The organism is Nonlabens spongiae (assembly GCF_002117125.1).
In the GTDB taxonomy this organism is placed as follows: Bacteria; Bacteroidota; Bacteroidia; order Flavobacteriales; family Flavobacteriaceae; genus Nonlabens; species Nonlabens spongiae.
The window spans coordinates 2,521,929-2,543,512 of the sequence record NZ_CP019344.1; the positions used below are offsets into that span (position 1 = coordinate 2,521,929).

22 protein-coding genes are annotated in these 21,584 nt (G+C 41.5%); 13 read left to right on the forward strand and 9 right to left on the reverse strand.

Features of this window, described 5'->3' with window-relative positions; translation table 11 throughout:
- Positions 1-149 precede the first annotated feature (149 nt).
- The 4 genes from BST97_RS11570 to BST97_RS11585 form a co-directional block, all read right to left on the reverse strand.
- Positions 150-587, reverse strand: coding sequence for a hypothetical protein (locus BST97_RS11570; RefSeq protein ID WP_085767386.1), 438 nt, complete (start codon positions 585-587; stop codon positions 150-152).
- Positions 571-1,275, reverse strand: coding sequence for an OB-fold-containig protein (locus BST97_RS11575; RefSeq protein ID WP_085767387.1), 705 nt, complete (start codon positions 1,273-1,275; stop codon positions 571-573). Before BST97_RS11575 ends, BST97_RS11570 begins: the two co-directional genes overlap by 17 nt.
- Before the next feature lie 171 nt (positions 1,276-1,446).
- On the reverse strand, positions 1,447-2,157 hold the full coding sequence (locus tag BST97_RS11580) for a PspA/IM30 family protein (RefSeq protein ID WP_085767388.1): 711 nt from the start codon (positions 2,155-2,157) through the stop codon (positions 1,447-1,449).
- A 12-nt stretch (positions 2,158-2,169) separates the two neighbouring features.
- Complete coding sequence (locus BST97_RS11585; RefSeq protein ID WP_085767389.1) at positions 2,170-2,565, reverse strand: type III secretion system chaperone family protein; 396 nt, start codon at positions 2,563-2,565, stop codon at positions 2,170-2,172.
- 238 nt (positions 2,566-2,803) lie between these two features.
- Here BST97_RS11585 and BST97_RS11590 point away from each other — a divergent pair, with 238 nt between their 5' ends.
- Both BST97_RS11590 and BST97_RS11595 read left to right on the forward strand, forming a co-directional pair.
- A complete protein-coding gene (locus BST97_RS11590; protein ID WP_085767390.1) occupies positions 2,804-3,556 on the forward strand; it encodes a helix-turn-helix domain-containing protein in 753 nt (250 codons plus the stop codon).
- Between the two features lie 163 nt (positions 3,557-3,719).
- The gene (locus BST97_RS11595; protein WP_085767391.1) at positions 3,720-4,097 is read left to right on the forward strand and encodes a hypothetical protein; all 378 of its coding nucleotides are present in this window, start codon (positions 3,720-3,722) and stop codon (positions 4,095-4,097) included.
- Positions 4,098-4,416: 319 nt separating this feature from the next.
- Here the strand turns inward: BST97_RS11595 and BST97_RS11600 are convergent, their stop codons facing one another.
- Entirely contained in the window at positions 4,417-4,746 is a 330-nt protein-coding gene (locus tag BST97_RS11600) for a GIY-YIG nuclease family protein (RefSeq protein ID WP_085767392.1), read from the reverse strand.
- A gap of 238 nt (positions 4,747-4,984) precedes the next feature.
- Entirely contained in the window at positions 4,985-5,314 is a 330-nt protein-coding gene (locus BST97_RS11605) for a GIY-YIG nuclease family protein (RefSeq protein WP_085767392.1), read from the reverse strand.
- Between the two features lie 335 nt (positions 5,315-5,649).
- Between BST97_RS11605 and BST97_RS11610 the strand changes: the two genes are divergently transcribed.
- The 3 genes from BST97_RS11610 to BST97_RS11620 are packed head-to-tail and all read left to right on the forward strand — an operon-like array spanning position 5,650 to position 7,517.
- Positions 5,650-6,486, forward strand: a complete 837-nt coding sequence (locus tag BST97_RS11610; RefSeq protein WP_085767393.1) for an alpha/beta fold hydrolase — start codon at positions 5,650-5,652, stop codon at positions 6,484-6,486.
- Position 6,487: 1 nt separating this feature from the next.
- On the forward strand, positions 6,488-6,985 hold the full coding sequence (locus BST97_RS11615) for an RNA polymerase sigma factor (RefSeq protein WP_085767394.1): 498 nt from the start codon (positions 6,488-6,490) through the stop codon (positions 6,983-6,985).
- Positions 6,972-7,517 (forward strand): hypothetical protein, encoded by a 546-nt coding sequence (locus BST97_RS11620; protein WP_085767395.1) that lies wholly within the window; start codon positions 6,972-6,974, stop codon positions 7,515-7,517. Before BST97_RS11615 ends, BST97_RS11620 begins: the two co-directional genes overlap by 14 nt.
- A 78-nt stretch (positions 7,518-7,595) precedes the next feature.
- Here the strand turns inward: BST97_RS11620 and BST97_RS11625 are convergent, their stop codons facing one another.
- Entirely contained in the window at positions 7,596-8,576 is a 981-nt protein-coding gene (locus BST97_RS11625; protein ID WP_085767396.1) for a hypothetical protein, read from the reverse strand.
- 85 nt (positions 8,577-8,661) lie between these two features.
- On the opposite strand from BST97_RS11625, the gene BST97_RS11630 reads away from it, so the two are divergent.
- From BST97_RS11630 to mscL, 3 genes are all read left to right on the forward strand, one after another.
- Positions 8,662-9,294, forward strand: a complete 633-nt coding sequence (locus BST97_RS11630) for a thymidine kinase (RefSeq protein WP_085768242.1) — start codon at positions 8,662-8,664, stop codon at positions 9,292-9,294.
- Positions 9,269-10,405 carry an alanine racemase gene (gene alr / locus BST97_RS11635; protein WP_169711567.1) on the forward strand — a complete coding sequence of 379 codons (1,137 nt, stop codon included), beginning with the start codon at positions 9,269-9,271 and terminating at the stop codon, positions 10,403-10,405. Before BST97_RS11630 ends, alr begins: the two co-directional genes overlap by 26 nt.
- Before the next feature lie 74 nt (positions 10,406-10,479).
- Positions 10,480-10,893 carry a large conductance mechanosensitive channel protein MscL gene (gene mscL / locus BST97_RS11640; protein WP_085767397.1) on the forward strand — a complete coding sequence of 138 codons (414 nt, stop codon included), beginning with the start codon at positions 10,480-10,482 and terminating at the stop codon, positions 10,891-10,893.
- Positions 10,894-10,994: 101 nt separating this feature from the next.
- On the opposite strand, the gene BST97_RS11645 is transcribed toward mscL, so the two are convergent.
- Positions 10,995-11,819: a universal stress protein gene (locus BST97_RS11645; RefSeq protein ID WP_085767398.1), complete on the reverse strand. Its 825-nt coding sequence runs from the start codon at positions 11,817-11,819 to the stop codon at positions 10,995-10,997.
- 152 nt (positions 11,820-11,971) lie between these two features.
- Between BST97_RS11645 and rimP the strand changes: the two genes are divergently transcribed.
- Genes rimP through infB form a run of 3 tightly spaced genes read left to right on the forward strand, consistent with a single transcriptional unit; the run spans position 11,972 to position 16,510 of the window.
- Complete coding sequence (gene rimP, locus BST97_RS11650; RefSeq protein WP_085767399.1) at positions 11,972-12,439, forward strand: ribosome assembly cofactor RimP; 468 nt, start codon at positions 11,972-11,974, stop codon at positions 12,437-12,439.
- A 7-nt stretch (positions 12,440-12,446) separates the two neighbouring features.
- On the forward strand, positions 12,447-13,679 hold the full coding sequence (gene nusA / locus BST97_RS11655) for a transcription termination factor NusA (RefSeq protein ID WP_085767400.1): 1,233 nt from the start codon (positions 12,447-12,449) through the stop codon (positions 13,677-13,679).
- 26 nt (positions 13,680-13,705) lie between these two features.
- Entirely contained in the window at positions 13,706-16,510 is a 2,805-nt protein-coding gene (infB, locus tag BST97_RS11660) for a translation initiation factor IF-2 (RefSeq protein ID WP_085767401.1), read from the forward strand.
- Positions 16,511-16,586: 76 nt separating this feature from the next.
- On the opposite strand, the gene BST97_RS11665 is transcribed toward infB, so the two are convergent.
- Positions 16,587-16,961, reverse strand: a complete 375-nt coding sequence (locus BST97_RS11665) for an SPOR domain-containing protein (protein WP_085767402.1) — start codon at positions 16,959-16,961, stop codon at positions 16,587-16,589.
- 178 nt (positions 16,962-17,139) lie between these two features.
- Here BST97_RS11665 and BST97_RS11670 point away from each other — a divergent pair, with 178 nt between their 5' ends.
- Together BST97_RS11670 and BST97_RS11675 are read left to right on the forward strand one after the other, a co-directional pair.
- Positions 17,140-18,507: a c-type cytochrome gene (locus BST97_RS11670; RefSeq protein WP_085767403.1), complete on the forward strand. Its 1,368-nt coding sequence runs from the start codon at positions 17,140-17,142 to the stop codon at positions 18,505-18,507.
- Positions 18,508-18,527: 20 nt separating this feature from the next.
- Positions 18,528-21,584 carry a TAT-variant-translocated molybdopterin oxidoreductase gene (locus BST97_RS11675; RefSeq protein WP_085767404.1) on the forward strand — a complete coding sequence of 1,019 codons (3,057 nt, stop codon included), beginning with the start codon at positions 18,528-18,530 and terminating at the stop codon, positions 21,582-21,584.

Consider the following 21,584-nt stretch of genomic DNA (forward strand, 5'->3'; position numbering starts at 1 on the left):
TGATTTAAGTTATTGATTTAGTTTAATTGTTTGTTTTTCTACTGATTTGACATGTCGAGCGCTAGTCGAGACAGGCTTAGTTTCTCGATCTTAAAACGTTCTCGACTGTCGCTCGAACTGACATTTTCTACTGATTAGAACTATACATTTTAAAATGCCAAGTTTATTGCATAATCAACTATAATATATAAGCCTATAATCGTGCAAAGAATTAAAAAAAGAATCATTGCAAAACATCCGTATTCTGATGCTTTATCTTTCCATGTGATTTTATATTCAACTTGCTCTGATTCATACTGTGATTTATCTATTAATCTAATATTGTTGAAATAAAAATGTCCATTATCATAAAGCCATTCTTGACTGAGTTCCAGCATCCTATTATCAGGAGTTACTGAAATACTTGCTTCAAGTAAATCTGCAGCATACCGTATAAGACCCTCTTTATTAGCGTGTATGTCAGATTCACTAGGATCTCCTCCGTACTGATGAAATGCAAAGAAAGCCTCTTTATCCTCAGTATTCTTTCTCAAAATCCTGGTTACTTGTGTCAAGTCTTTTTCTTCGAGATCAAGATTTACTGACATAGAAATAGTTTTTATCTGGCGATTGCTTGATGATGAGTACGCTTTCGCGAAAGCGTAATTCTGATCCGTCCAATGATTTTACATAAATATTCATGGAATTACCATCTGCCACGACCTCTGCATTACCCATTTTTTCACCTGAGATCGTACAAAGCAATATCGCATCACGACCGAGGAAATCTACGGCTTTATCGCCATCCTTATTTAAATTCTTGAAAAAAGACTTGAAAGGTGTGGTGAAAATTTTAGTCAGTATCAATGCGGGAATAAAAGCTGCCAAAACGATGATAAACCCAAAACTGCTGTCGTAGCTGCCAGTTACGGCCGTGACGAGCACGCTGATCATCCACCATAGGAAAATCCAAACCGTGAACGTGAACATAAACGGCAGACCCACAAAGTTGAAATAGATCAAGATGACCTGCCACCACTTGAGATCGCGAGCACGACGGGTGCGTACGTGTTCCTTATCCACCTCGGCATTTGCGACGTCTTGGAAATCCATGTTGCCACCCTCGATACCGCTGTCTAGGTCGACATCTGCATCGACATCGATGTCCACATCTACATCCAGATCAAAGTCAATACCGCTGACCATGGTTGCGATCCAGTACAGGATCAGGATGATCAGTAGTATAGTCAGCGTGATGTTGACTTCAGAGAATAGTATGTTGAGGTAGTTTTCCAATTTAGGTTAGTGTTATGGTTTTGATTTATTCTGTCACGCTGAGCGCTTCGACTTACTTTGACTCCGCTCAGCACAAGCCGCTCAGCGACCACCTGTCGAGGCGCTATCTTTATATATTTAAGCTTCTCGATATCAACCCGTCTTCGACAGGTTAAGACTGACAATTAGATTTCAAGCATCTTTTTTAAGCCCCAGTTTTGCCTTCAAAGCTTCAAGATCGTCTTCGACTTTAGCGTCCTTAGTATCTGCTGCGGCGTCGATCTCGTCGTCTATACTGTCTTTTGCGCTGGCGAGGTCTCCATAAGCTTCGGCTAGTGCCTCGTCTTGGGCGACTTTTTCTTTCATGCGTTCCAGCATACTTACGGTACCGGCGTTGTCCAGCTCTGCCATTTGTTTATTGACATTCTTAGTGGCGTCGCTTACTTTGACGCGGGCTTTGAGCGTTCTGAGTTCGTTTTCCCAGTTAGAGATGTTGCTCTTGATACGATTGATGGTCGACTGCAACTGCTCCACGTTTTTCTCAAACTTGGCTGTTTCTGCCGCGGCGCGATCCACGTTTTTCTGAGCGTCTTCTTTTTTGGCTAAAGCTTCTTTAGCAAGTCGATCAGCCTCTGAACCATCCAAGTCACCAGCGTGTGCTTTTTTAAGAATGAGAATGGCTTTGCTCTCATAATCCTTGACCTTGGCCTCAAATTCTTCTTTGTCGTTTTTAGAGCGTATGGCTAGAGCGCGTACTTGCGCCATCGCTTCAACACTTTTATTGAGATCTTCTTTCATGTCCCTGATGCCCTGCTCAGTCATTTTGATAGGGTCTTCCATATTGTCAATAGAAGCGTGCGCTTCTGCCTGACCTATTTTGAAAAGTCTTTTAAATATATTCATGGTTTCTTTTTTTTAATATTTTGAAAATTTGATGATCTGATCTGAGTACTCGCTTAGCAAAAGACTTAGCGAGTTCAACGTTCCTTCCAATTCATTGAGATCTAGGTTCTCGATCTGTAGCGTGTCTCTGAAGATCACTTTGCTACCGCTCTCGTCCAGAGCAAAGGCACCGTGAATGATATCTCTGTTCTTTTGTAACAGGCTTTTGAAAACCTCCTCGTTTTTATTGTTGATCTTGAAAATGTATTGTTCCATAATCAAGATGGGAGGAGCGATTCCCAGAATCAGGTTTTTGACTCCCACACTCTCCCTCTCTATAACGAGTATTCCACTGCTGGGGTTTTCTCTTGTGATATAATAATTCAGGTCGAGTAGGTAGTCTTTAATTTGGTTGAAGTAATTTTTCATGGATAAGATTTTGACAGGTTTAATATTACAAAAACTTGCAGGGTTATCCCACGAGTATTTGAAGAACTGTCTCCACGAAGTAAATCATAATGGCTGTCATAGGTATAAAGTTTAAAAGGTTAGTAACAAAAATGTTGAGGAATATTGCTCAAAATTTTGGCTATGGGAAATTAAATAGCTAATTTCGTTAGTGTAAATATATACAAAATATTTTAATTGCAAATAAAATTAGCAAAAAATGTCCTTTTTTGGAAAAAATATTAAAAAGATAAGAGGAGTTAAGGGTCTTAGTCAGCAGGCATTTGCCGACCTATTTGACTTGAAACGCGGTACTCTAGGGGCTTATGAAGAGGGCAGGAGCGAACCAAAGATCGATACCATCATCAATGTTGCTAACTATTTTAGCATTGCAATTGATGATTTGCTAACAGCAGAACTGACCGTGAACCAGCTCCTCCGCTTCAATGACAAGCTCACCTTAAGTCCAGAAGACCTGGAACGCGATCAATTTGCCGAGGTGCCGTGCATCACAGAGCGCACCACCGACTCCTATATAGAATACTACGATAATGAGGCTTTTATCAACGATCTGCCTAAATTGAGTTTGCCGCTCAATCCAGAAAAAGACTTTCGTGGTTTTACTGTGAACAATCTGGAAATGACTTCTCATGATAAAGGATTGTATCCCAAAGATGTGGTCATAGGAGAAAAGGTTCCCAGCAGCGTTATCAAAAAATTGAACAATGGGACCGTAGTTTTATGCCTGTGTGATGAGGCGCTTATTTTGCGAAGGCTCTATTCCACACCTAAAGGAATAGTTTTGCGCGCCGATCATAAAAATTTAGATGATATAAAGATCTCGCTCAAAGACGTCAGGGAAATGTGGCGTGTGCGTTATGTTTTCTTCCGTCGCATGCCTGAGTTCTCAACAGACTTTGAAGATAAACTCGCATTTTTAGAGATGCAGATGCGGGAATTGAGGGAAAGATAGATTGAAGTGATAAGTAAGGAGTATTAAGTACAAAGTATTAAGACGCTTAGGTTTCTCGCTTCACTTCGGATACATGGTCGCTGAGCGGCTTGTGCTGAGGGGAGTCGAAATAAGTCGAAACGCTCAGCGCAAGTCGCGAAAGCATTACTTTTAAAAGTTATTGATGAAAACCACCCTTCCTAACAATTTGAAAACCAGAGCGGCTCTATCAAATATGATTGAATCTGGATATTATAGCGGATTTATCAAAATGAATGCTTTTGAGATGAGTGAAAAGAAAATTGTCAATAATTTTTCTGTAAAAGGAAGATTAGAGTCAGATGACCGTTTTGTTGTCAAGGCTGGATATTGTGCTCCGCTGAATTTCCTATATAAAATAGGATTGGCATCAATCATTTTTATCAGCCTTTATATGTATTGGCACTGGATCAGTTTATTGATAAGTATCACTATCTGTGCGATATTCTTAACAATATACCGCATGAGATGTAGTAAAGAAATGGATCGTTTTTTTGAAGTTTATGTGAGATGTAAAATATGATTTCTTTTTCCTAATCATAAGAAATAGATTTGTCACTCTGAATGTGATGTTAGGAGCGTTCCGATAACTATCGGAACAGAGTCTCCTTAATGCTATCTCAATGCCACTAGCTTCTGAAGTTCCGATTAAGGAGATGCTGTCCCGACAGCTGTACGGGATTCGCACGGCTCCGTTCAGCATGACAGAACAAAACTGTCACTCTGAAAACGAGGCACGAGGTATTCAGAGTCTCCATATTGATGTCTCGATGCAAATGAATATTGAAGTTCCAATCAGTGAGATGCTGAATCTACGCTGCGCTTGTTCAGCATGACAGATATTATTTGTAGTTCTCGATATTTAAATCCAGTGCCCAGCCATTGCTTAAATCCTTCCATTCTGGATTATCTTTTTCGATAAGATCGATTTTCCAACTGCGTCGCCAGTTTTTCAGTTGCTTTTCTCGATTGATTGCATCATTGATATATTGGAAGTCCTCAAAATAAACTAGTTTGTTACAATTGTACTTCGAAGTGAACCTGCTGCCAATGCCTAGCTTGTGACGCGCGACTCGATCTTCGAGCCCTCCAGTAACGCCTATGTAGATGACACCATTGGGTTTGTTTGTCATTATGTAGACAGAGTAGTTGTGGAAGCTACGTTTTGGCATGCTGGAAAATTAAAAAATCTCAGTCTAATAGATTTGGAAGTCCCGATCTGGAGATGCTGTCCCGACAGCTGTACGGGAGTCGCACGGCTCCGTTCAGCATGACAGAACAAACTGTCACTCTGAAACCGAGGCACGAGGTTTTCAGAGTCTCCATAATGATATCTCGATGCAAATGAATATTGAAGTTCCAATCAGTGAGATGCTGAATCTACGCTGCGCTTGTTCAGCATGACAGATATTATTTGTAGTTCTCGATATTTAAATCCAGTGCCCAGCCATTGCTTAAATCCTTCCATTCTGGATTATCTTTTTCGATAAGATCGATTTTCCAACTGCGTCGCCAGTTTTTCAGTTGCTTTTCTCGATTGATTGCATCATTGATATATTGGAAGTCCTCAAAATAAACTAGTTTGTTACAATTGTACTTCGAAGTGAACCTGCTGCCAATTCCTAGCTTGTGACGCGCGACTCGATCTTCGAGCCCTCCAGTAACGCCTATGTAGATGACACCATTGGGTTTGTTTGTCATTATGTAGACAGAGTAGTTGTGGAAGCTACGTTTTGGCATGCTGGAAAATTAAAAAATCTCAGTCTAATAGATTTGGAAGTCCCGATCTGGAGATGCTGAATCATCGCACGGCTCCGTTCAGCATGACAGAACAAAACTGTCACTCTGAAAACGAGGCACGAGGTATTCAGAGTCTCCATATTGATGTCTCGTTGTAAATAAGTATTGAAGTCGCGATCTGGAGATGCTGAATCGTCGCATGGCTCCGTTCAGCATGACAGTATAAAAGATGCTGAATCTGCGCTGCGCTTGTTCAGCATGACAGAGATAAAAACTTTTTTAAATCTCCACGTAACATTTTCAAAATCTCGGTTCAAAAGGGTAAACAATACATTATGAAAACTCTTTTAACCTTAGGATTTATCATCCTTTTCAGTTTTACCAATCAGGCTCAAGCCATAAAAGCCACCGTAAAAGGTACCGGTGATCCTATATTGCTCTTAGCCGGGTTTGCCAGTACCAGCGATGTGTGGCATCCGCTTGAAGACCGGTTTGCTGAATCGCACGAGTTGCACCTAGTTGATTATGCGGGATTTGGGAAGCTGCCGGCTGTGGAGATGCCTTTTCTAGACAAGGTGAGAAACGAATTGATCAATTATGTCCGCACAATTGACGATGAGAATCTCGTTATCATAGGTCACAGCATGGGTGGAACTCTGGCGGCATGGCTTGGGGCACAGCCAGATCTCAAGATCAAACAGATCATCATCATTGATGGTTTGCCCGCCACAGGTGCGCTCATGTTTCCAAATGTTGATCTGGCGACGCTTACCTATGAAAATCCCTATAATGATCAAATGATGGCGATGGATGATTCCGCTTTCGCGAAAGCGATATCTCCCATGGCAGCAGGAATGGCAAAAGCTTTTGAACATCAAAATGCAATCAAACAAGATATCCTAAACACAGACCGAAAAACCTACGTGTATGGCTATACGGATTATCTGAAATTTGATGTAAGGGAGGATTTAAAACAGATCGACATTCCAGTCACTATATTAGGAGCAGCAGGAATGTTTGGAGAAGAAATGGCTACAAACACATATAAAAATCAGTACGAGAATTTAAAAGAGTATACTTTTAAAATGCATCCAAACTCAAAGCACTTTATCATGTACGACGACCCCAGCTGGTTAAATGCTCAAATTGTTGAAGTTCTAAAAACGGAATAACGTGAGCCAAAAAACAGAATTCCAAGAACTCTATTCTAATTTCAAGGAAAAGGTGTACCGGCTCTGTTTGGGATATCTCAAAGGTCATGAAGCACTGGCGGTAGACCTGACTCAAGAAGTATTTATCAAGGTTCACGAACATTGGTCAAGCTTCAAAGGGAACTCGTCAAGAGCCACCTGGTTGTATCGCATCGCAGTAAATACCTGTTTGAATCAGCTGCGTCGAGATAAGAAGTATAAAAAGGTGAGTCTGGATCAACTTCATGACCGTGCAGTCTTTCAAGAGTCTAAAGATAACAGCACCCACAATTTTACAGAACTCTACCGTTGCATCAACAAGCTGAATGCGGTGAACAAATCCATCATATTACTGGAACTGGAAGAGGTTCCACAACAAGAAATCGCCGAAATTATAGGAATTAATCACGGTGCGGTGCGCACCAGAATCAACCGCATCAAAGACCAACTCTCAAAATGTATCAACTATGAAAGATCTTAATACCCTCACCGAAGGCTGGAAAACCCAAACGGCTAGTGACTTACTCCCCGAGCAATTCCAAAGCATTAAGAATAAACAGAGTTACACCATAGTCGTTCTATCGATAACTATGGTGATACTGATCGCATTTGCGATCTGGGTTTTTAATCCAGAAGTGCTTGTTTTTAATATTGGTATGGCTTTAATGATTATAAGTTTAGTAGTGCGCATCATTTTAGAAATGAGCTCCATAAAAGAGAATAAAAGCTTAAAGCTAAATGCGAGTCTTCACCACTATTTTGAGAAAATTCAAGAGTACCATCAAAATCGATTGAAAACACATCAAGTCTGGACACCAGTCCTACTTGCTACCTATTGGCTAGGCTTTGTACTACTCATTCCTACTTTTAAAACGAACTTGTCTGATTTCATGTTTCAATATGTATGCTGGAGCAGTATACCCATCGCAGTCGTGATGGTATGGTTGATTGCAAGGGAGGTAAAGAAGGAAAAATTGGTGTTGAGACAAATCAAGTCTGATTTGAGCAAATAACCTTTTAAAAAATAAACCGTAACCTAGAATACGGAGGTTACGGTTTATCTATGAAGTTGCTCAGATATCTATATCAAATTACCCGTAATTCCGCTCCACAAGTTCTTTGAACTTTGCTTCATAGGCATCTTTTCCATCCCAGTTATTATACTCGGGCTTAACCATGTTATCTATAAAGTTGTTGGCTTCACTAAGGTTTGGTATGGTGTTGAGTTGCGATAGAACGCGATTGAAATCATCTGTGCTGCCGTTAAATAGGTGCTTGACAAATCCTATGCGGTCATTCATCCCGATTTTCATTCCTTGATTCAATCGGTCATTCAACGATTTTGGGCGTTCAGAATTATCATTGACCTTGCGCTCAAAAACCGGCATATCTTTAAAATCAGCGGTGATTTCGTCAAAGTCATTTTTATTGTATTCTGGCTTAGGCAAGACTTCATCCAGGTCCAGTTTTTTCTGTTCTGCTTGAGGGGGTTCTTCTTGAGTTGTTTCTTGTGGTTTAGAAGCGGTCGTTTCTTTATTGACTTTTTCGATCAATTTCTCCCAAGGTTCTTTCTCGCGCACCACTTTTTTAGGAGCAGGTTCTTCTTGAGTCGCTTCGGGCTCAGGGATTTCTTCTTGTTGTTTCTTCTCTGGAGTTTGTACATCTTCATCCGGCATTTCTACGACCATTTTTTGAATGGTAGAAATACCGGGTAGGTCCATTTCTTCTCGTTCATCCTCATCTGCAGGGACAAAGAGTTCGCTCAGGTCATTACGTCTAAAAGCGTGGTGAACTTCTTCTTGAGCGTTTTCCATTACTTTTTCTACTCGATCTGAGACTTCACCTACATTTTCTTGAGCTTCAGCAAATGCTTTTTCCAATCGCTCCTCAACTTCTCTGTTGCCGGCGGTAGGTTGTGCGTCTGCAAAATGTTTTTCTGTAAAAGCAAGCACCGTGAGTTTTTCATAAAGTTCTTTTGCGATGGCTTGCAGCTCAGTTACGTTCTCCTTGTTTTTGAGTTGAAGTATGCGATGGGCAAGGCTGGTAAGATCTGCGGCTATTTTCTTTTTCATGAGGTATGTGTACGGTGGGTTTATTTGTATTTTTGGGCTTTTCAGGCTGGAAAGACCAGCTATTTTTCAGGTTGTAAATTACAAAATGTTTCTAGAAAATACCGTAAACCACAAAGAGCAATTTGGCTGGATCGAGGTTATCTGTGGCTCCATGTTTTCTGGAAAGACAGAAGAACTCATACGTCGCTTGAAGCGCGCCCAGTTTGCCCGCCAAAAGGTAGAGATTTTCAAACCCGCCATAGATGTGCGCTATGATGAGGAAAAAGTAGTTTCCCATGATGCAAACGAGATACGCAGTACACCTGTTCCCGCTGCGGCAAATATTCCTCTACTCGCAAATGATTGTGATGTAATCGGGATAGATGAAGCGCAGTTTTTTGATGACGAGATCGTTGCGGTATGCAACAATCTGGCAAATCGTGGCATAAGAGTGATCGTCGCAGGTCTTGATATGGACTTTAAGGGAAATCCCTTTGGTCCCATGCCGGCACTCATGGCAACTGCAGAGTATGTTACTAAGGTACACGCCGTGTGCACTCGCACAGGTAACCTTGCGCAATATTCCTATCGTACCACGCCAGACGAGAACATCGTCCTACTGGGCGAGAAGCAAGAATACGAGCCGTTGAGCAGAGCTGCTTACTACAAGGCGATGAAGGAGCAACGCATCAAACAGGACCAGAAAAATATGGATGCTCAGAACAAAAACGCATCATAATTTGAAGCTACAGGGCACACGATTAGAAGTTAACCTAAAATCGCTCGCGCATAATTTCCGTTATTTAAAAAGCAAGATCCCGCCGGGAACTTTATTCATGGCAGTGGTGAAAGCAAATGCCTACGGCCATGGAGCTGTTAAGGTGGCACACAAACTTCAAGAGTTAGGAGCAGATTATATCGCCGTGGCATATGTAAGTGAAGGGGCTCGACTAAGAGATAACGGCATCACGGCGCCTATTTGCGTGTTTCATCCTCAGGTTCACGAGTTGGAATTATGCATTGAGCGCTGTTTAGAACCGGTGCTTTACAGTATTGATGTGCTGGAGGAATTTCTCGCTTTCGCGAAAGCGAAAAACCAAAAAAACTATCCCGTACACGTAGAGTTCAACACAGGCATGAACAGGCTGGGAATCGAGGCTGATGACCTCCACAAAGTCCTCAAAATAATAAAAGATCAAGACTCCATAAAAGTGCGTGGCGTGCAGTCCCACCTGGGCGCAAGTGAAGACCTCGCTGAGGATGAATTCAACAAAAACCAGATAAGCCTTTTTCATAAAACAGCAGATGCGTTTGAAAAAGGTCTGGGCTATACCATTATAAGACATGAGGCAAATACCAGTGGTATATTGAATTATAAAGAGAGCCACTTTACTATGGTGCGCTCTGGAATAGGGCTGTACGGTTATGGGAACGACCCAGAACATGATAAGTATTTGAAGCCTATCTCCAGTCTTAAAAGCAACATTTCTCTGATCAGAACCATTGAAGAAGGGGAAAGCGTGAGTTACAACCGCAAGTTTTTTGCTCCTAAGAAGATGACTTATGCCGTGGTTGCTCTAGGTCACGGCGACGGCATACACCGCATACACGGTATGGGTAACATGGAGGTGGAAATAAATGGAAGAAAAGCGCCCACACTAGGGATTATATGTATGGACATGTTTATGGTAGATGTGAGCGACATAGATTGCAAGGTGGGCGACGAGGTAATCATCTGGGATGAAAATCATCAGACTGCGCAAACCGTTGCAGAAAATGCAGGTACTATCTCTTATGAAATCCTAACCGTTATTTCAGACCGAGTCCCGCGATACTATTTACAGCGTTGAAAAACAGTTCTTAACGCTTTGTTAATTTGGAGCACATTTGTAAATTGCGCCCGTGAACACTAAATCAAGAAACAATGTTTAAAGAGTTTAGAAAATTTATCATGACAGGTAACGTGATCGACCTTGCGGTTGCCGTTATTCTTGCTGGCGCCGTGAGTGCGGTAGTAAAAGGTTTTGTGAGTATGATCATGATGCCTATTATAGGATACTTCTCAGGAGGAGTGGACTTTAAAGACAAGAAAATCATTCTTTCTGAAGCTATTATAGGTCCAGACGGTGCAGTCACTAAACCTGAAAATGCTATTTTATACGGTGAATGGATCAACACGATCATCTCTTTGATCATTGTAGGTTTTGTTCTTTTCATGATCGTTAAGGCTTACAATCAAGTTCGTAAGAAAAAAGAAGAAGCTAAGCCAGCAGGTCCTACAAAAGATCAGCAATTACTTATGGAAATACGCGATGCTTTAAAGAATCAAAATAGTTAATAGTTTCGATCCTCTTAAAATATATAAAGCTGCTTCATTACTGGAGCAGCTTTTTTTTGCAAATAGATGAAGGTAGGCCCAACAAATAAATTTGGACGATCTTATTTGCTGATTCTAAAGGTAATCACAGGAATACTAGAAGCATTAACCATGTTCCCAGTATGGCTTCCACCAAAAAAATGACTTAATCCACGTCTTCCCTTTATCCCTATTCCTACAATATCACCTTTAATATCTTGGGCAAAATTGAAGACGCCTTTCTCTATAGTTTTGTCGTTATAGATACTATAGTCTTCAGGTTCTACCGCCGTTTTTTGTAGATATTCTTTCACTTTTTCCTCAGCCTGTCGCGTAGTCAGAAATTTTGACGGTGTGTTTACATAGAGTAGGTGTAGCTTGCAGTTTGTCGCTTTCGCGAAAGCGTCTGCCTTTTTAAGAACGCTCACAGATTTAGGATTGAGATCCGTTGCAAAGACAAACTCGTTCACGTCCAATCTTTTCTTGCGATCCTTAATAATGAGCACTGGAATCTCAGAATTGCGCACCACTTTTTCTGCATTGGAACCAATATATCGATTCTTGATGCCACCCGTTCCGTGGCTTCCCATCACGATGAGGTCGCAGTTGTGCCGTTTGACCATATCCATGATACCGCTGTAGGTAGCGCCGGTCTCTACATCACCATGTATTCTTACTCCCTCTAGAAAGTCTAACTTTATTAAATCGTCAAATCTTTCACGGGCGATTTTCATAAAAAACAAGGCTTCAGGGAGCGTGCCGTCTGAATCATTTGCGAGGTGCAGGGGAAGATCCAGTAGATGCAAAAGGTATATCTCACCGTTATTTTCTTTAGCAATGTCAGCGGCTACTCGCAGGGCATTTTCAGCCTCTGTAGAAAAATCTGTGGGGACAAGAATTTTTTTCATGGTAAAGGGGAGTTAAGTGCTCCATAAAGATAATAATTTTAAAATCATTTATTTAGGGCGGTGCTAGGTTTGATAAACCTTTAATTTGTTTTATATTTGCAGCGTATTTGGAAAAAAGACGAGGGGACAAAAGTCCCCTCTTTTTATAGACTATGTTGAAAGAGAGGGTAGAGGAGTTGCTATCAGCAGCATTTGAAGAGCGAAAAGATCTGTTTTTGATTGACTTGAAAATAGGGTCGGCAAATGACATTCATGTATCCATCGACGGTGATGCAGGTGTTAAACTCTCTGATTGTATATTTATTTCACGGGCTGTAGAGCATAATCTAGACCGCGATGAACTGGATTTTTCAATAGAGGTAACCAGTGCGGGTGCCACAGCACCTCTTGAGCAGCCTAGACAATTTTCCAAACACATAGGCCGTACCCTTGAGGTAGAGGACAAGGAAGGTAGAGAGGAGAGGGGTGTTCTAGAAGCTGTTTCTGCTAAGGGTATAGAGTTAAAATGGAAAGCGCGTGAGCCTAAACCTATAGGTAAAGGGAAAGTAACCGTAGAGAAAAATTGGAAAGTGGATTTTGAGCAGATAAAAAAAGCCAAAGTCGTTATAACATTTAATTAAATAGAGTATGGAAAATCTCGCATTGATCGAGTCTTTTTCTGAGTTTAAAGATGATAAAATGATAGATCGCGTCACCTTGATGGCGATCCTTGAAGATGTTTTTAGAAGTGCCTTGAAGAGAAAGTTTGGAGAGGACGACAACTTTGATATTATCATCAACCCTGACAAGGGGGATTTAGAAATTTGGCGTAATCGTGTGGTGGTTGCTGATGGCGAAGTGGAAGATGAGAACTCAGAGATCTCACTTTCTGAAGCCCAAAAAATCGAGCCTGACTATGAAGTAGGTGAAGATGTAGCAGAAGAAGTGAAGTTGATTCAGTTAGGTCGTAGAGCAATACTTGCATTGCGTCAAAACTTGATTGCAAAAATCCATGAACATGATAACACAAATATCTTTAAGCAATTCAAAGAGCTTGAAGGTGAGCTATATAATGCAGAGGTACACCATATAAGACATAGAGCGATTATTTTGCTTGATGATGAAGGAAATGAAATCATCATGCCTAAGGATCGTCAGATTCCTTCTGATTTTTTCAGAAAGGGTGAAAATGTACGTGGCGTGATTGAAAGCGTAGAATTAAGAGGTAATAAACCTAACATCATTCTTTCTCGTACATCTCCTAAGTTTTTGGAAAAACTTTTTGAGCAAGAAATCCCGGAAGTTTTTGATGGGGTTATTCAGGTCAAAGCAGTAGTTAGAGAACCTGGAGAGAAAGCTAAGGTGGCTGTCGATAGTTATGATGACCGTATTGATCCAGTAGGTGCTTGTGTAGGAGTAAAAGGATCTCGTATCCATGGCATCGTAAGAGAGCTAGGAAATGAGAATATTGACGTGATCAATTGGACTACAAATACACAGTTGTATATTGCCAGAGCCTTGAGTCCTGCAAAAATCGTTTCCATGACGGTAGATGAGGAGAACAAGAAAGCTGAGGTGCGATTGAATCCTGAGGAAGTTTCTAAAGCAATAGGACGTAGAGGGCATAATATCAGATTAGCTGGTAAGCTTACTGGTTATGAGATAGACGTGATCAGAGAAGGTGTGGAGGAAGATGTAGAGCTTACAGAGTTCTCTGATGAGATTGAAGGCTGGGTAATTGAGGAATTCAGAAGAATAGGCCTGGACACGGCAAAAAGTGTTCTAGAGCAAGACGTTGCTGACTTAATAAAACGTACCGATCTAGAGGAAGAAACCGTGATAGAAGTGGTAAGTATCCTCAGGTCAGAATTTGAAGATTAAATTTAAAGTCAACCCATAACCATTTTATGGCTGAAGTAAAAAACATGAGACTCAACAAGGTCCTTAGGGAATTTAATATTTCTCTAGACAGGGCTGTGGAACATCTTAGCTCCGTAGGAATCGAGATCGAAGCTCGACCTACGACAAAGATTGACGCAACTGTATATAAAGCCCTTGCAGATGAGTTTCAAACTGACAAGAGTAAAAAAGTAGCCTCTAAGGAAGTGGGAGCCGAGCGCCGTAAGGAGCAGGAAGAATTACGCTTGCAAAGAGAGAAGGAGCAGGAGGAAAAGGAGAAAAAACGCCAAGAGATCATTAAGGCTAAAGCTGAGCTAAGTGGACCGAAGCAAGTGGGTAGTGTGGATCTCGATGGAGGTAAAAAAGCTCCTGTTAAAGAAGAGACTCCTGAACCTGAAACCCCTGTAAAAGAGGAGGACCAGCCGGTTCAAGAAAAGAAAGAAGAAAAACCCAAGGAAGCAGCTGAAGAATCAAATGGTTCAAAAGAGGTTTCTAACCGTCCTAAAGTTAAGGGTACGACTATCAAAGGTAAAATCGATCTTGACGCTGCCAAGTCTAAGCCTAAGAAAGAGGATACGCCTAAGAAGGAAGAAGCTCAGCCTAAAAAACAGGAGACTGAAAAGAAAGAAGAAGTAAAAGCTAAGCCTGAAGAGGCTACCTCAACCCCTCAGAAAGAAGAAGCTAAGACTGCAGAAGACAAGGCTTCTGACGAGCCTGAGAAAATCAAGACCGAGTACAAAAAGCTAGGTGGTCTTAAGGTGACTGGTCAGAAAATCGACCTTTCAAAATTTGCCAAGCCCAAGAAAAAAGACAATAGCCGTGGTAAAAGAAAGAGAATTTCTAAACCCGGTTCAGGTGGTCCAGGAGGACGTCGTAAAGGAGGTCAGCCACGCAAACCTATAGTCAAGGCTGAGCCTACAGAAGAAGAAATCCAAAAGCAAGTAAGGGAAACCTTAGAAAAACTTCAAGGTAAATCTTCAAAATCCAAAGCGGCACGATACAGACGTGACAAGCGTGATAGCCACAGGGAAAAAGTGGAGGCTGAACAAGCTCAAGCTGAAGAGAAAACACTTCAAGTTACAGAATTTGTAACGGTAAGTGATTTGTCTACCATGATGGATGTCCCGGTGAATCAAGTAATCGGTGCATGTATGTCACTGGGTATGATGGTTACCATGAACCAGCGTCTTGATGCTGAAACCATGAGTATCGTAGCTGAGGAATTTGGTTATGAGGTAGAGTTTGTCAATGCAGATATTGAAGAAAGTATCGCAGAGACTGTAGATAATGAGGAAGATCTTGAACCGCGCGCGCCTATCGTTACAGTAATGGGTCACGTAGATCACGGTAAAACATCACTTCTCGATTATATTAGAGAAGAGAATGTAATTGCAGGTGAGAGTGGTGGAATTACACAGCACATCGGTGCTTACGGTGTACAATTGGATAATGGTCAGAAAATTGCATTTCTTGATACTCCAGGTCACGAAGCGTTTACAGCGATGAGAGCGCGTGGTGCACAAGTAACCGATATTGCGATTATCGTAGCAGCGGCAGATGATGATATCATGCCACAGACTAAGGAGGCTATTTCACACGCACAAGCAGCGGGTGTACCTATTGTTTTTGCAATTAATAAAATTGATAAGCCTACGGCAAATCCTGATAAAATTAAAGAAGGCCTTGCTCAAATGAACCTTCTTGTAGAAGACTGGGGTGGTAAAATTCAATCACATGACATCTCTGCAAAGTTTGGTACAGGTGTCAAAGAGTTGCTTGAAAAAGTACTGCTTGAGGCTGAACTCCTAGACTTAAAAGCAAACCCAGATAAACCTGCAACCGGAACCGTTGTGGAAGCTTATTTAGATAAGGGTCGTGGTTATGTTTCTACAATTCTTGTTCAAGCCGGGACTCTTAGGGTAGGAGATTATGTTCTTGCCGGTCCTAGACACGGTAAGGTGAAAGCTATGCAAGATGAGCGTGGAAATGATGTTACTGAAGCAGGGCCGTCAACTCCTGTATCGATTTTAGGTCTGGACGGAGCGCCACAGGCCGGTGATAAGTTTAATGTATTTGAAGATGAACGCGAAGCTAAATCTATTGCTGCTAAGCGTACACAACTTCAAAGAGAGCAATCGGTTAGAACTCAGAAAACACTATCACTCGACGAGATAGGAAGACGTATCGCTCTAGGTGACTTTAAAGAATTGAACTTGATTCTTAAAGGTGATGTGGATGGATCAGTTGAGGCATTAACTGACTCGTTCCAGAAACTTTCTACTGAAGAAATCCAGGTTAATATTATTCATAAAGCAGTAGGTGCGATTACAGAAAGTGATGTGCTACTTGCTAGTGCTTCAGATGCGATCATAATTGGATTCAATGTACGACCACAGGGTAATGCTAAAGCAATTGCTGAGCAAGAAGAGGTAGATATTAGATCTTACTCAATTATCTATGATGCTATCAACGACCTTAAGGATGCGATGGAAGGAATGCTTTCACCAGTGTTCAAGGAAGAAGTTACCGGTAATGCAGAGATTAGACAAACCTTCAAGATCTCTAAAGTGGGAACTATCGCTGGTTGTATGGTGACTGACGGCAAGATCTATAGAAATGGAGGGGTAAGAATCATCAGGGAAGGAATCGTAGTTCATACTGGAGAGCTAACTGCTTTGAAACGTTTCAAGGATGACGTCAAAGAAGTTGCTAAAGGTTATGAATGTGGTATTCAGATCAAGAACTATAATGATATCAAAGAAGGAGATGTGATAGAATGTTTCAGAGAAGTAGAGGTGAAGAAAAAGCTCTAGTTCGCTAGAAAATTGATACAATAAAAAACGGCGCTTGAATGACTCAAGCGCCGTTTTTATTTTCGTTGAAATTGGTTTAAGGCTTCATCACAATCGCATTTGGGAATTGTTCTCTAACGATTATTAAAGCTTGATCTGCTTCAAGACGATTTCTGAATTTCCCCACTCTTACGGCTAGATTAGGAGATTCCCAAAAAAGATCGCATTTCCATCCTAAAGCAAGGGCCTCATAATCCCTCTTCATTTTTGTCGCTTTTTCTCTATTACCATAATAGAGTTGAATCGTATAACGATCTTTCAATTTTCCAGTCTGATCCAGTTTTTGTTTCGTTTCTATCAGCTCCGTCAGAGTATTCGGTTCAATTTTTTTGGAATTTTGACCCTGAGAAATGAAAGGAATTGATGTGAATAACAGACATATAAGTAGGTTCAGTGACAATAGTTTTTGCATGATAATAAGGTATTACGCTTTCGCGAAAGCGAGATCTATTTAGACTAATTATAAATTAATTTCTTCAATTATAGCAAGGCATTTGTAAGCATCTAGTACTTATTTTTGCAATTGCATTAACATACGGTAAAACACCGTAATTATTGTGCCAAAGTTATTGTAATAATCTCGATAGAAGATGATAAATAGGAAATTACATTTTTCCAACTGGTCGCTCGTTTTAGCTTTTGTATTTATAAGTCTGTCGTCTTTTGTGCATGCGCAAGAAGATGCAACGTCAGATGGCGAGTCAGCTATGCCGGTTGAAGCTTCTGCTACTGAAGATGCAGCCGCCGCAAGCTCTACAGGTGATGCTAAGGCTGGAGAAAGTCTTTTTAAAGCAAACTGTGCATCATGTCATAAGCTTTACAAGAAGGCAGTTGGGCCTGCATTGCATGGAGTAACAGAGCGTCGCGATCGTGAGTGGTTGTATAAGTGGATCAAAAATTCTGCTGCGCTTATTGCGAGTGGCGATCAAGAAGCGGTTGAGCTTTATAATGAGTGGGGTCAATCTAACATGAATGCTTTTCCACAGCTTTCAAATACTGATATAGACAACATCCTTGCTTATACGGACACGCCAAAGCCAGAGCCTGTCGCTGCTCAAATTGATGGAGGTGGAACTCAATCTGGAACTGTCGATAACGGAATGACAAACAACCTGATACTGGGAGCGCTTGCGATTGTACTTGTTCTTCTTGTGGTGCTGTTAATCGTGGTGAACAAAACTTTGAAGCGTTTTGCAGAGGCAAACGGTATTCAAACAGATTTTGTTGATGAGAGCGCGCCAGCTCGCACTCCTATCTGGAAAGCGTTTGTGCAGAATCAGTTTTTAGTATTAGTTACAGCTATTTTCTTATTGCTTGCGAGTGCCTATTTTGCTTACGGAGCATTAATGAGCGTAGGTGTAGATCAGGGTTATGCTCCGGTACAGCCTATTCATTATTCCCACAGAATTCACGCTGGTACTAATCAGATCGAGTGTAAGTACTGTCACTCAAGTGCTATGAAGTCCAAGCATTCTGGCATACCTTCCTTAAATGTTTGTATGAACTGTCACAAATCGATTGCTGAGGTGGCTCCAGAAACCTATCAAGAAGGTATCAATGAGTACGGTATCGATTACAATAAAGAGATTCAGAAGCTTTATGCTGCAACGGGATGGAGTGAAGATGAGCAGGCGTTTGTGGGTGAAGAGCAGCCTGTAAGATGGGTGCGTATTCACAACTTGCCTGATCTGGCGTACTTTAATCACGCACAGCATGTAAATGCTGGAAACATTGCCTGTCAAACGTGTCACGGTCCTGTTCAGGAAATGGAGGTGATGTATCAATACTCTCCGTTAACAATGGGATGGTGTATCAATTGTCACCGTGAGACAAACGTTGATCTTCAGGGTAATGGTTATTATGAAGAAATTCACAGAGAGCTTTCAGAAAAACGCGGCGGTCGTCAATTGACCATTGCTGATTTGGGAGGTTTGGAATGTGGTAAGTGCCACTATTAATTATATAGTTATAGACATTTATGGCTACAAGTAAAAGATATTGGAAAAGCACCGCTCAACTCGAGGATAATAACGAGATCGTAAAAGATCTTGAGCAAAAGGAGTTCGCTAATCCCATTCCTACTGAGCAATTCTTAGGTGATGACTCTGCTATGGCTGAGTCTAAAACCTCTAGAAGGGATTTCTTGAAATACGTTGGGTTCAGTACGGCTGCTGCGTCACTCGCTGCGTGTGAGGGCCCGGTGATCCATTCGGTACCCTATGTAAATCAACCAGAACAGATTGTTCCTGGAATAGCTAACTACTATGCGACCACCATCGCAAACGGTTATGACTTTGCAAGCGTTCTTGTAAAGACGAGAGAAGGTCGCCCGATAAAGATAGAAAGCAATCGCGATGCAAAATATCGTGGAAATGCAAATGCTAGGGTGCACGCCTCTGTACTTTCATTATATGACACGCAAAGACTTCAAGCGCCTTTAGTAAAAGGAGCTGAATCTAGCTGGGATAAACTTGATGGTGAGGTAGCTCAAAAGCTTAATCAGCTGGGAGGTAAAGAGCTTGTTGTTCTTACTGCTACTCATGCCAGCCCTTCCATGTCTAAAATCATAGAAAAGCTCAAAGCTAAGTACGGCAACGTGCGCGAAGTGGTTTATGACGCAGTAGGTGAAGACGCCGCTCTGGATGCTTTTGAAGGAAAATATGGGACTCGCGGTCTTGCTGACTATGATTTTACTGATGCAGAGTGCATCGTATCTATAGGCGCAGATTTTGTAGGTGATTGGCAAGGTGGTGGCTTTGATAAAGGTTACAGTGCGTCTCGCATCCCAAAAGATGGAAAAATGTCTCAGCATATACAGTTTGAGGCAAACATGAGTCTTTCTGGTGCTAATGCAGACAGAAGATACCCAGTAAAACCATCTGAACAGAAAGCGATAATTGCAGCGCTTTATTCTAAAATTGCAGGCGGGAGTTCTCCTTCCTTGCCGGCTAAAATTGAAAAAGCTGTTGAGCAAGCTGCTATTGCTTTGAAGAGAGGTGGTAGCAAATCTGTGGTGTTATGTGGTCTTTCTGATCGTGCTGCACAACAGTTGACACTATCCATTAATGAAGCGCTTTCAAGTACTATTATTGATACTGAGGAGCCTATCATGACGAGACAAGGTAGTCGTATGGCTGTTAAGAACCTCCTGCGAGAGATGAATTCAGGTAGCGTAGGTGCTGTTTTTGTACTGGGTGTAGATCCTGTCTATGCTTATGAAGATAGTGACGCTTTCGCGAAAGCGTTCTCAAAAGTGCCTCTCAAAGTATCATTTGCAACTCGCAAAGATGCAACAGCTGAACTTTGTGACTATGTAGCAACCACACCTCATTATTTAGAGTCTTGGGGTGATACCATGATCAAAAAAGGTCATGTTTACCTAACACAGCCTACTATTAAGCCACTCTTTGACACGCGTCAAGCACAAGAAACGCTGTTAAAGTGGAGTGGTGATAATACATCATACAGAGACTTCTTGAAAAGCTCTGCTCAGGCAGATGGTTCTAACTGGAACAAATCTTTACAAGACGGTTTTTATAAATCAAATGCTGACTTCATTGCTAACGACCTCGCTCCTCAAATGAGTGACGGCATGGCTTTAAGCGAGCTATCTAACGCTAAAGGAAGCAATGATTTTGAACTAGTTCTTTATACCAAAACTGCGGTAGGTGACGGTAAGCAAATCAATAACCCATGGTTGCAGGAATTGCCAGACCCTATCACGCGTACGACATGGGATAATTACATGACCATTTCTATAGCTGATGCAGAAGAACTAGGAATTGAGAATTATAACGTAGCTAACGGTGCTCTAGACGGTAATTACGCTGTTGTGAGTATGAATGGCGTAGAGCTTACGTTACCCGCCTTGATCCAGCCTGGTCAAGCAAAAGGTACCATAGGTATTGCTCTAGGTTATGGACAAAAGAATGGTGTTCAAGAGGAAATGCAAACTGGTGTTAATGCTTACCCACTCTATAAGGATGGTGTCAATATACAGAGCGTAAAAGTTTCTGCAACTGCTGATGTTCATGAGTTTGCTTGTACACAGCTGCAGAATACCATGATGGGTCGTGACGTGATACGGGAGACTGATCTTGCAACATATCGCTCTGGAGATAAGGATGAGTTCAATCCGATGCCTGAGGTGTCATTGAACCACATCCCAACTAATGTGACAAGTCCTGATGTAGATCTATGGGAAGGTTTTGACCGTTCTGTAGGACATCACTTCAACATGTCAATTGATTTAAATGCGTGTACCGGTTGTGGTGCCTGTGTAATCGCTTGTCATGCGGAAAATAACGTGCCTGTTGTTGGTAAATCTGAAGTGCGTAAGTCCCGTGACATGCACTGGTTGCGTATCGATAGGTATTATTCATCTACAGATAGTTTTGAAGATGATGAGGCTAAAAAAGATGGTTTCTCTGGATTGTTTGGAGACAATGGATCTCTAGGAGGATTTGGTGAACTTGAAATTCCAGCTGAAAATCCACAGGTAGCTTTTCAGCCTATTATGTGTCAACACTGTAATCACGCTCCGTGTGAAACAGTTTGTCCGGTAGCGGCAAGTGCACATGGTCGTCAGGGTCAAAACCACATGACTTATAACAGATGTGTAGGTACAAGATATTGTGCAAACAACTGTCCATATAAAGTACGCCGATTCAACTGGTTCCTTTACAATGGAAACGATGAGTTTGACTATCACATGAACAACGACCTAGGTCGTATGGTAGTAAATCCTGATGTGACTGTACGTTCTAGAGGGGTTATGGAGAAATGTTCTATGTGTATGCAAATGACACAGATGACCATTCTTGAAGCCAAGAAAGAAGGTAGAATGATTAAGGATGGCGAGTTTGCTACAGCGTGTTCAAACGCTTGTATGGAAGGAGCCATCAAGTTTGGTGATATTAATGATAAAGAATCTGAAATTTACAAATTAAAGCAGTCTGACAGAGCTTACCACTTGCTGGAAGAAGTTGGAACAGAGCCTAATGTATTGTATCAGGTTAAAGTAAGAAACGTATAA

Coding starts and splice junctions, on each gene's coding strand:
- BST97_RS11610 (WP_085767393.1), top strand. CDS start 5,650: ATGAAAACTCTTTTAACCTTAGGATTTATCATCCTTTTCAGTTTTACC.
- BST97_RS11625 (WP_085767396.1), bottom strand. CDS start 8,576: ATGAAAAAGAAAATAGCCGCAGATCTTACCAGCCTTGCCCATCGCATA.
- BST97_RS11595 (WP_085767391.1), top strand. CDS start 3,720: ATGAAAACCACCCTTCCTAACAATTTGAAAACCAGAGCGGCTCTATCA.
- mscL (WP_085767397.1), top strand. CDS start 10,480: ATGTTTAAAGAGTTTAGAAAATTTATCATGACAGGTAACGTGATCGAC.
- BST97_RS11585 (WP_085767389.1), bottom strand. CDS start 2,565: ATGAAAAATTACTTCAACCAAATTAAAGACTACCTACTCGACCTGAAT.
- BST97_RS11670 (WP_085767403.1), top strand. CDS start 17,140: ATGATAAATAGGAAATTACATTTTTCCAACTGGTCGCTCGTTTTAGCT.
- BST97_RS11605 (WP_085767392.1), bottom strand. CDS start 5,314: ATGCCAAAACGTAGCTTCCACAACTACTCTGTCTACATAATGACAAAC.
- BST97_RS11620 (WP_085767395.1), top strand. CDS start 6,972: ATGAAAGATCTTAATACCCTCACCGAAGGCTGGAAAACCCAAACGGCT.
- BST97_RS11570 (WP_085767386.1), bottom strand. CDS start 587: ATGTCAGTAAATCTTGATCTCGAAGAAAAAGACTTGACACAAGTAACC.
- alr (WP_169711567.1), top strand. CDS start 9,269: ATGCTCAGAACAAAAACGCATCATAATTTGAAGCTACAGGGCACACGA.
- nusA (WP_085767400.1), top strand. CDS start 12,447: ATGGAAAATCTCGCATTGATCGAGTCTTTTTCTGAGTTTAAAGATGAT.
- BST97_RS11590 (WP_085767390.1), top strand. CDS start 2,804: ATGTCCTTTTTTGGAAAAAATATTAAAAAGATAAGAGGAGTTAAGGGT.
- infB (WP_085767401.1), top strand. CDS start 13,706: ATGGCTGAAGTAAAAAACATGAGACTCAACAAGGTCCTTAGGGAATTT.
- rimP (WP_085767399.1), top strand. CDS start 11,972: ATGTTGAAAGAGAGGGTAGAGGAGTTGCTATCAGCAGCATTTGAAGAG.
- BST97_RS11630 (WP_085768242.1), top strand. CDS start 8,662: ATGTTTCTAGAAAATACCGTAAACCACAAAGAGCAATTTGGCTGGATC.
- BST97_RS11580 (WP_085767388.1), bottom strand. CDS start 2,157: ATGAATATATTTAAAAGACTTTTCAAAATAGGTCAGGCAGAAGCGCAC.
- BST97_RS11665 (WP_085767402.1), bottom strand. CDS start 16,961: ATGCAAAAACTATTGTCACTGAACCTACTTATATGTCTGTTATTCACA.
- BST97_RS11600 (WP_085767392.1), bottom strand. CDS start 4,746: ATGCCAAAACGTAGCTTCCACAACTACTCTGTCTACATAATGACAAAC.
- BST97_RS11675 (WP_085767404.1), top strand. CDS start 18,528: ATGGCTACAAGTAAAAGATATTGGAAAAGCACCGCTCAACTCGAGGAT.
- BST97_RS11645 (WP_085767398.1), bottom strand. CDS start 11,819: ATGAAAAAAATTCTTGTCCCCACAGATTTTTCTACAGAGGCTGAAAAT.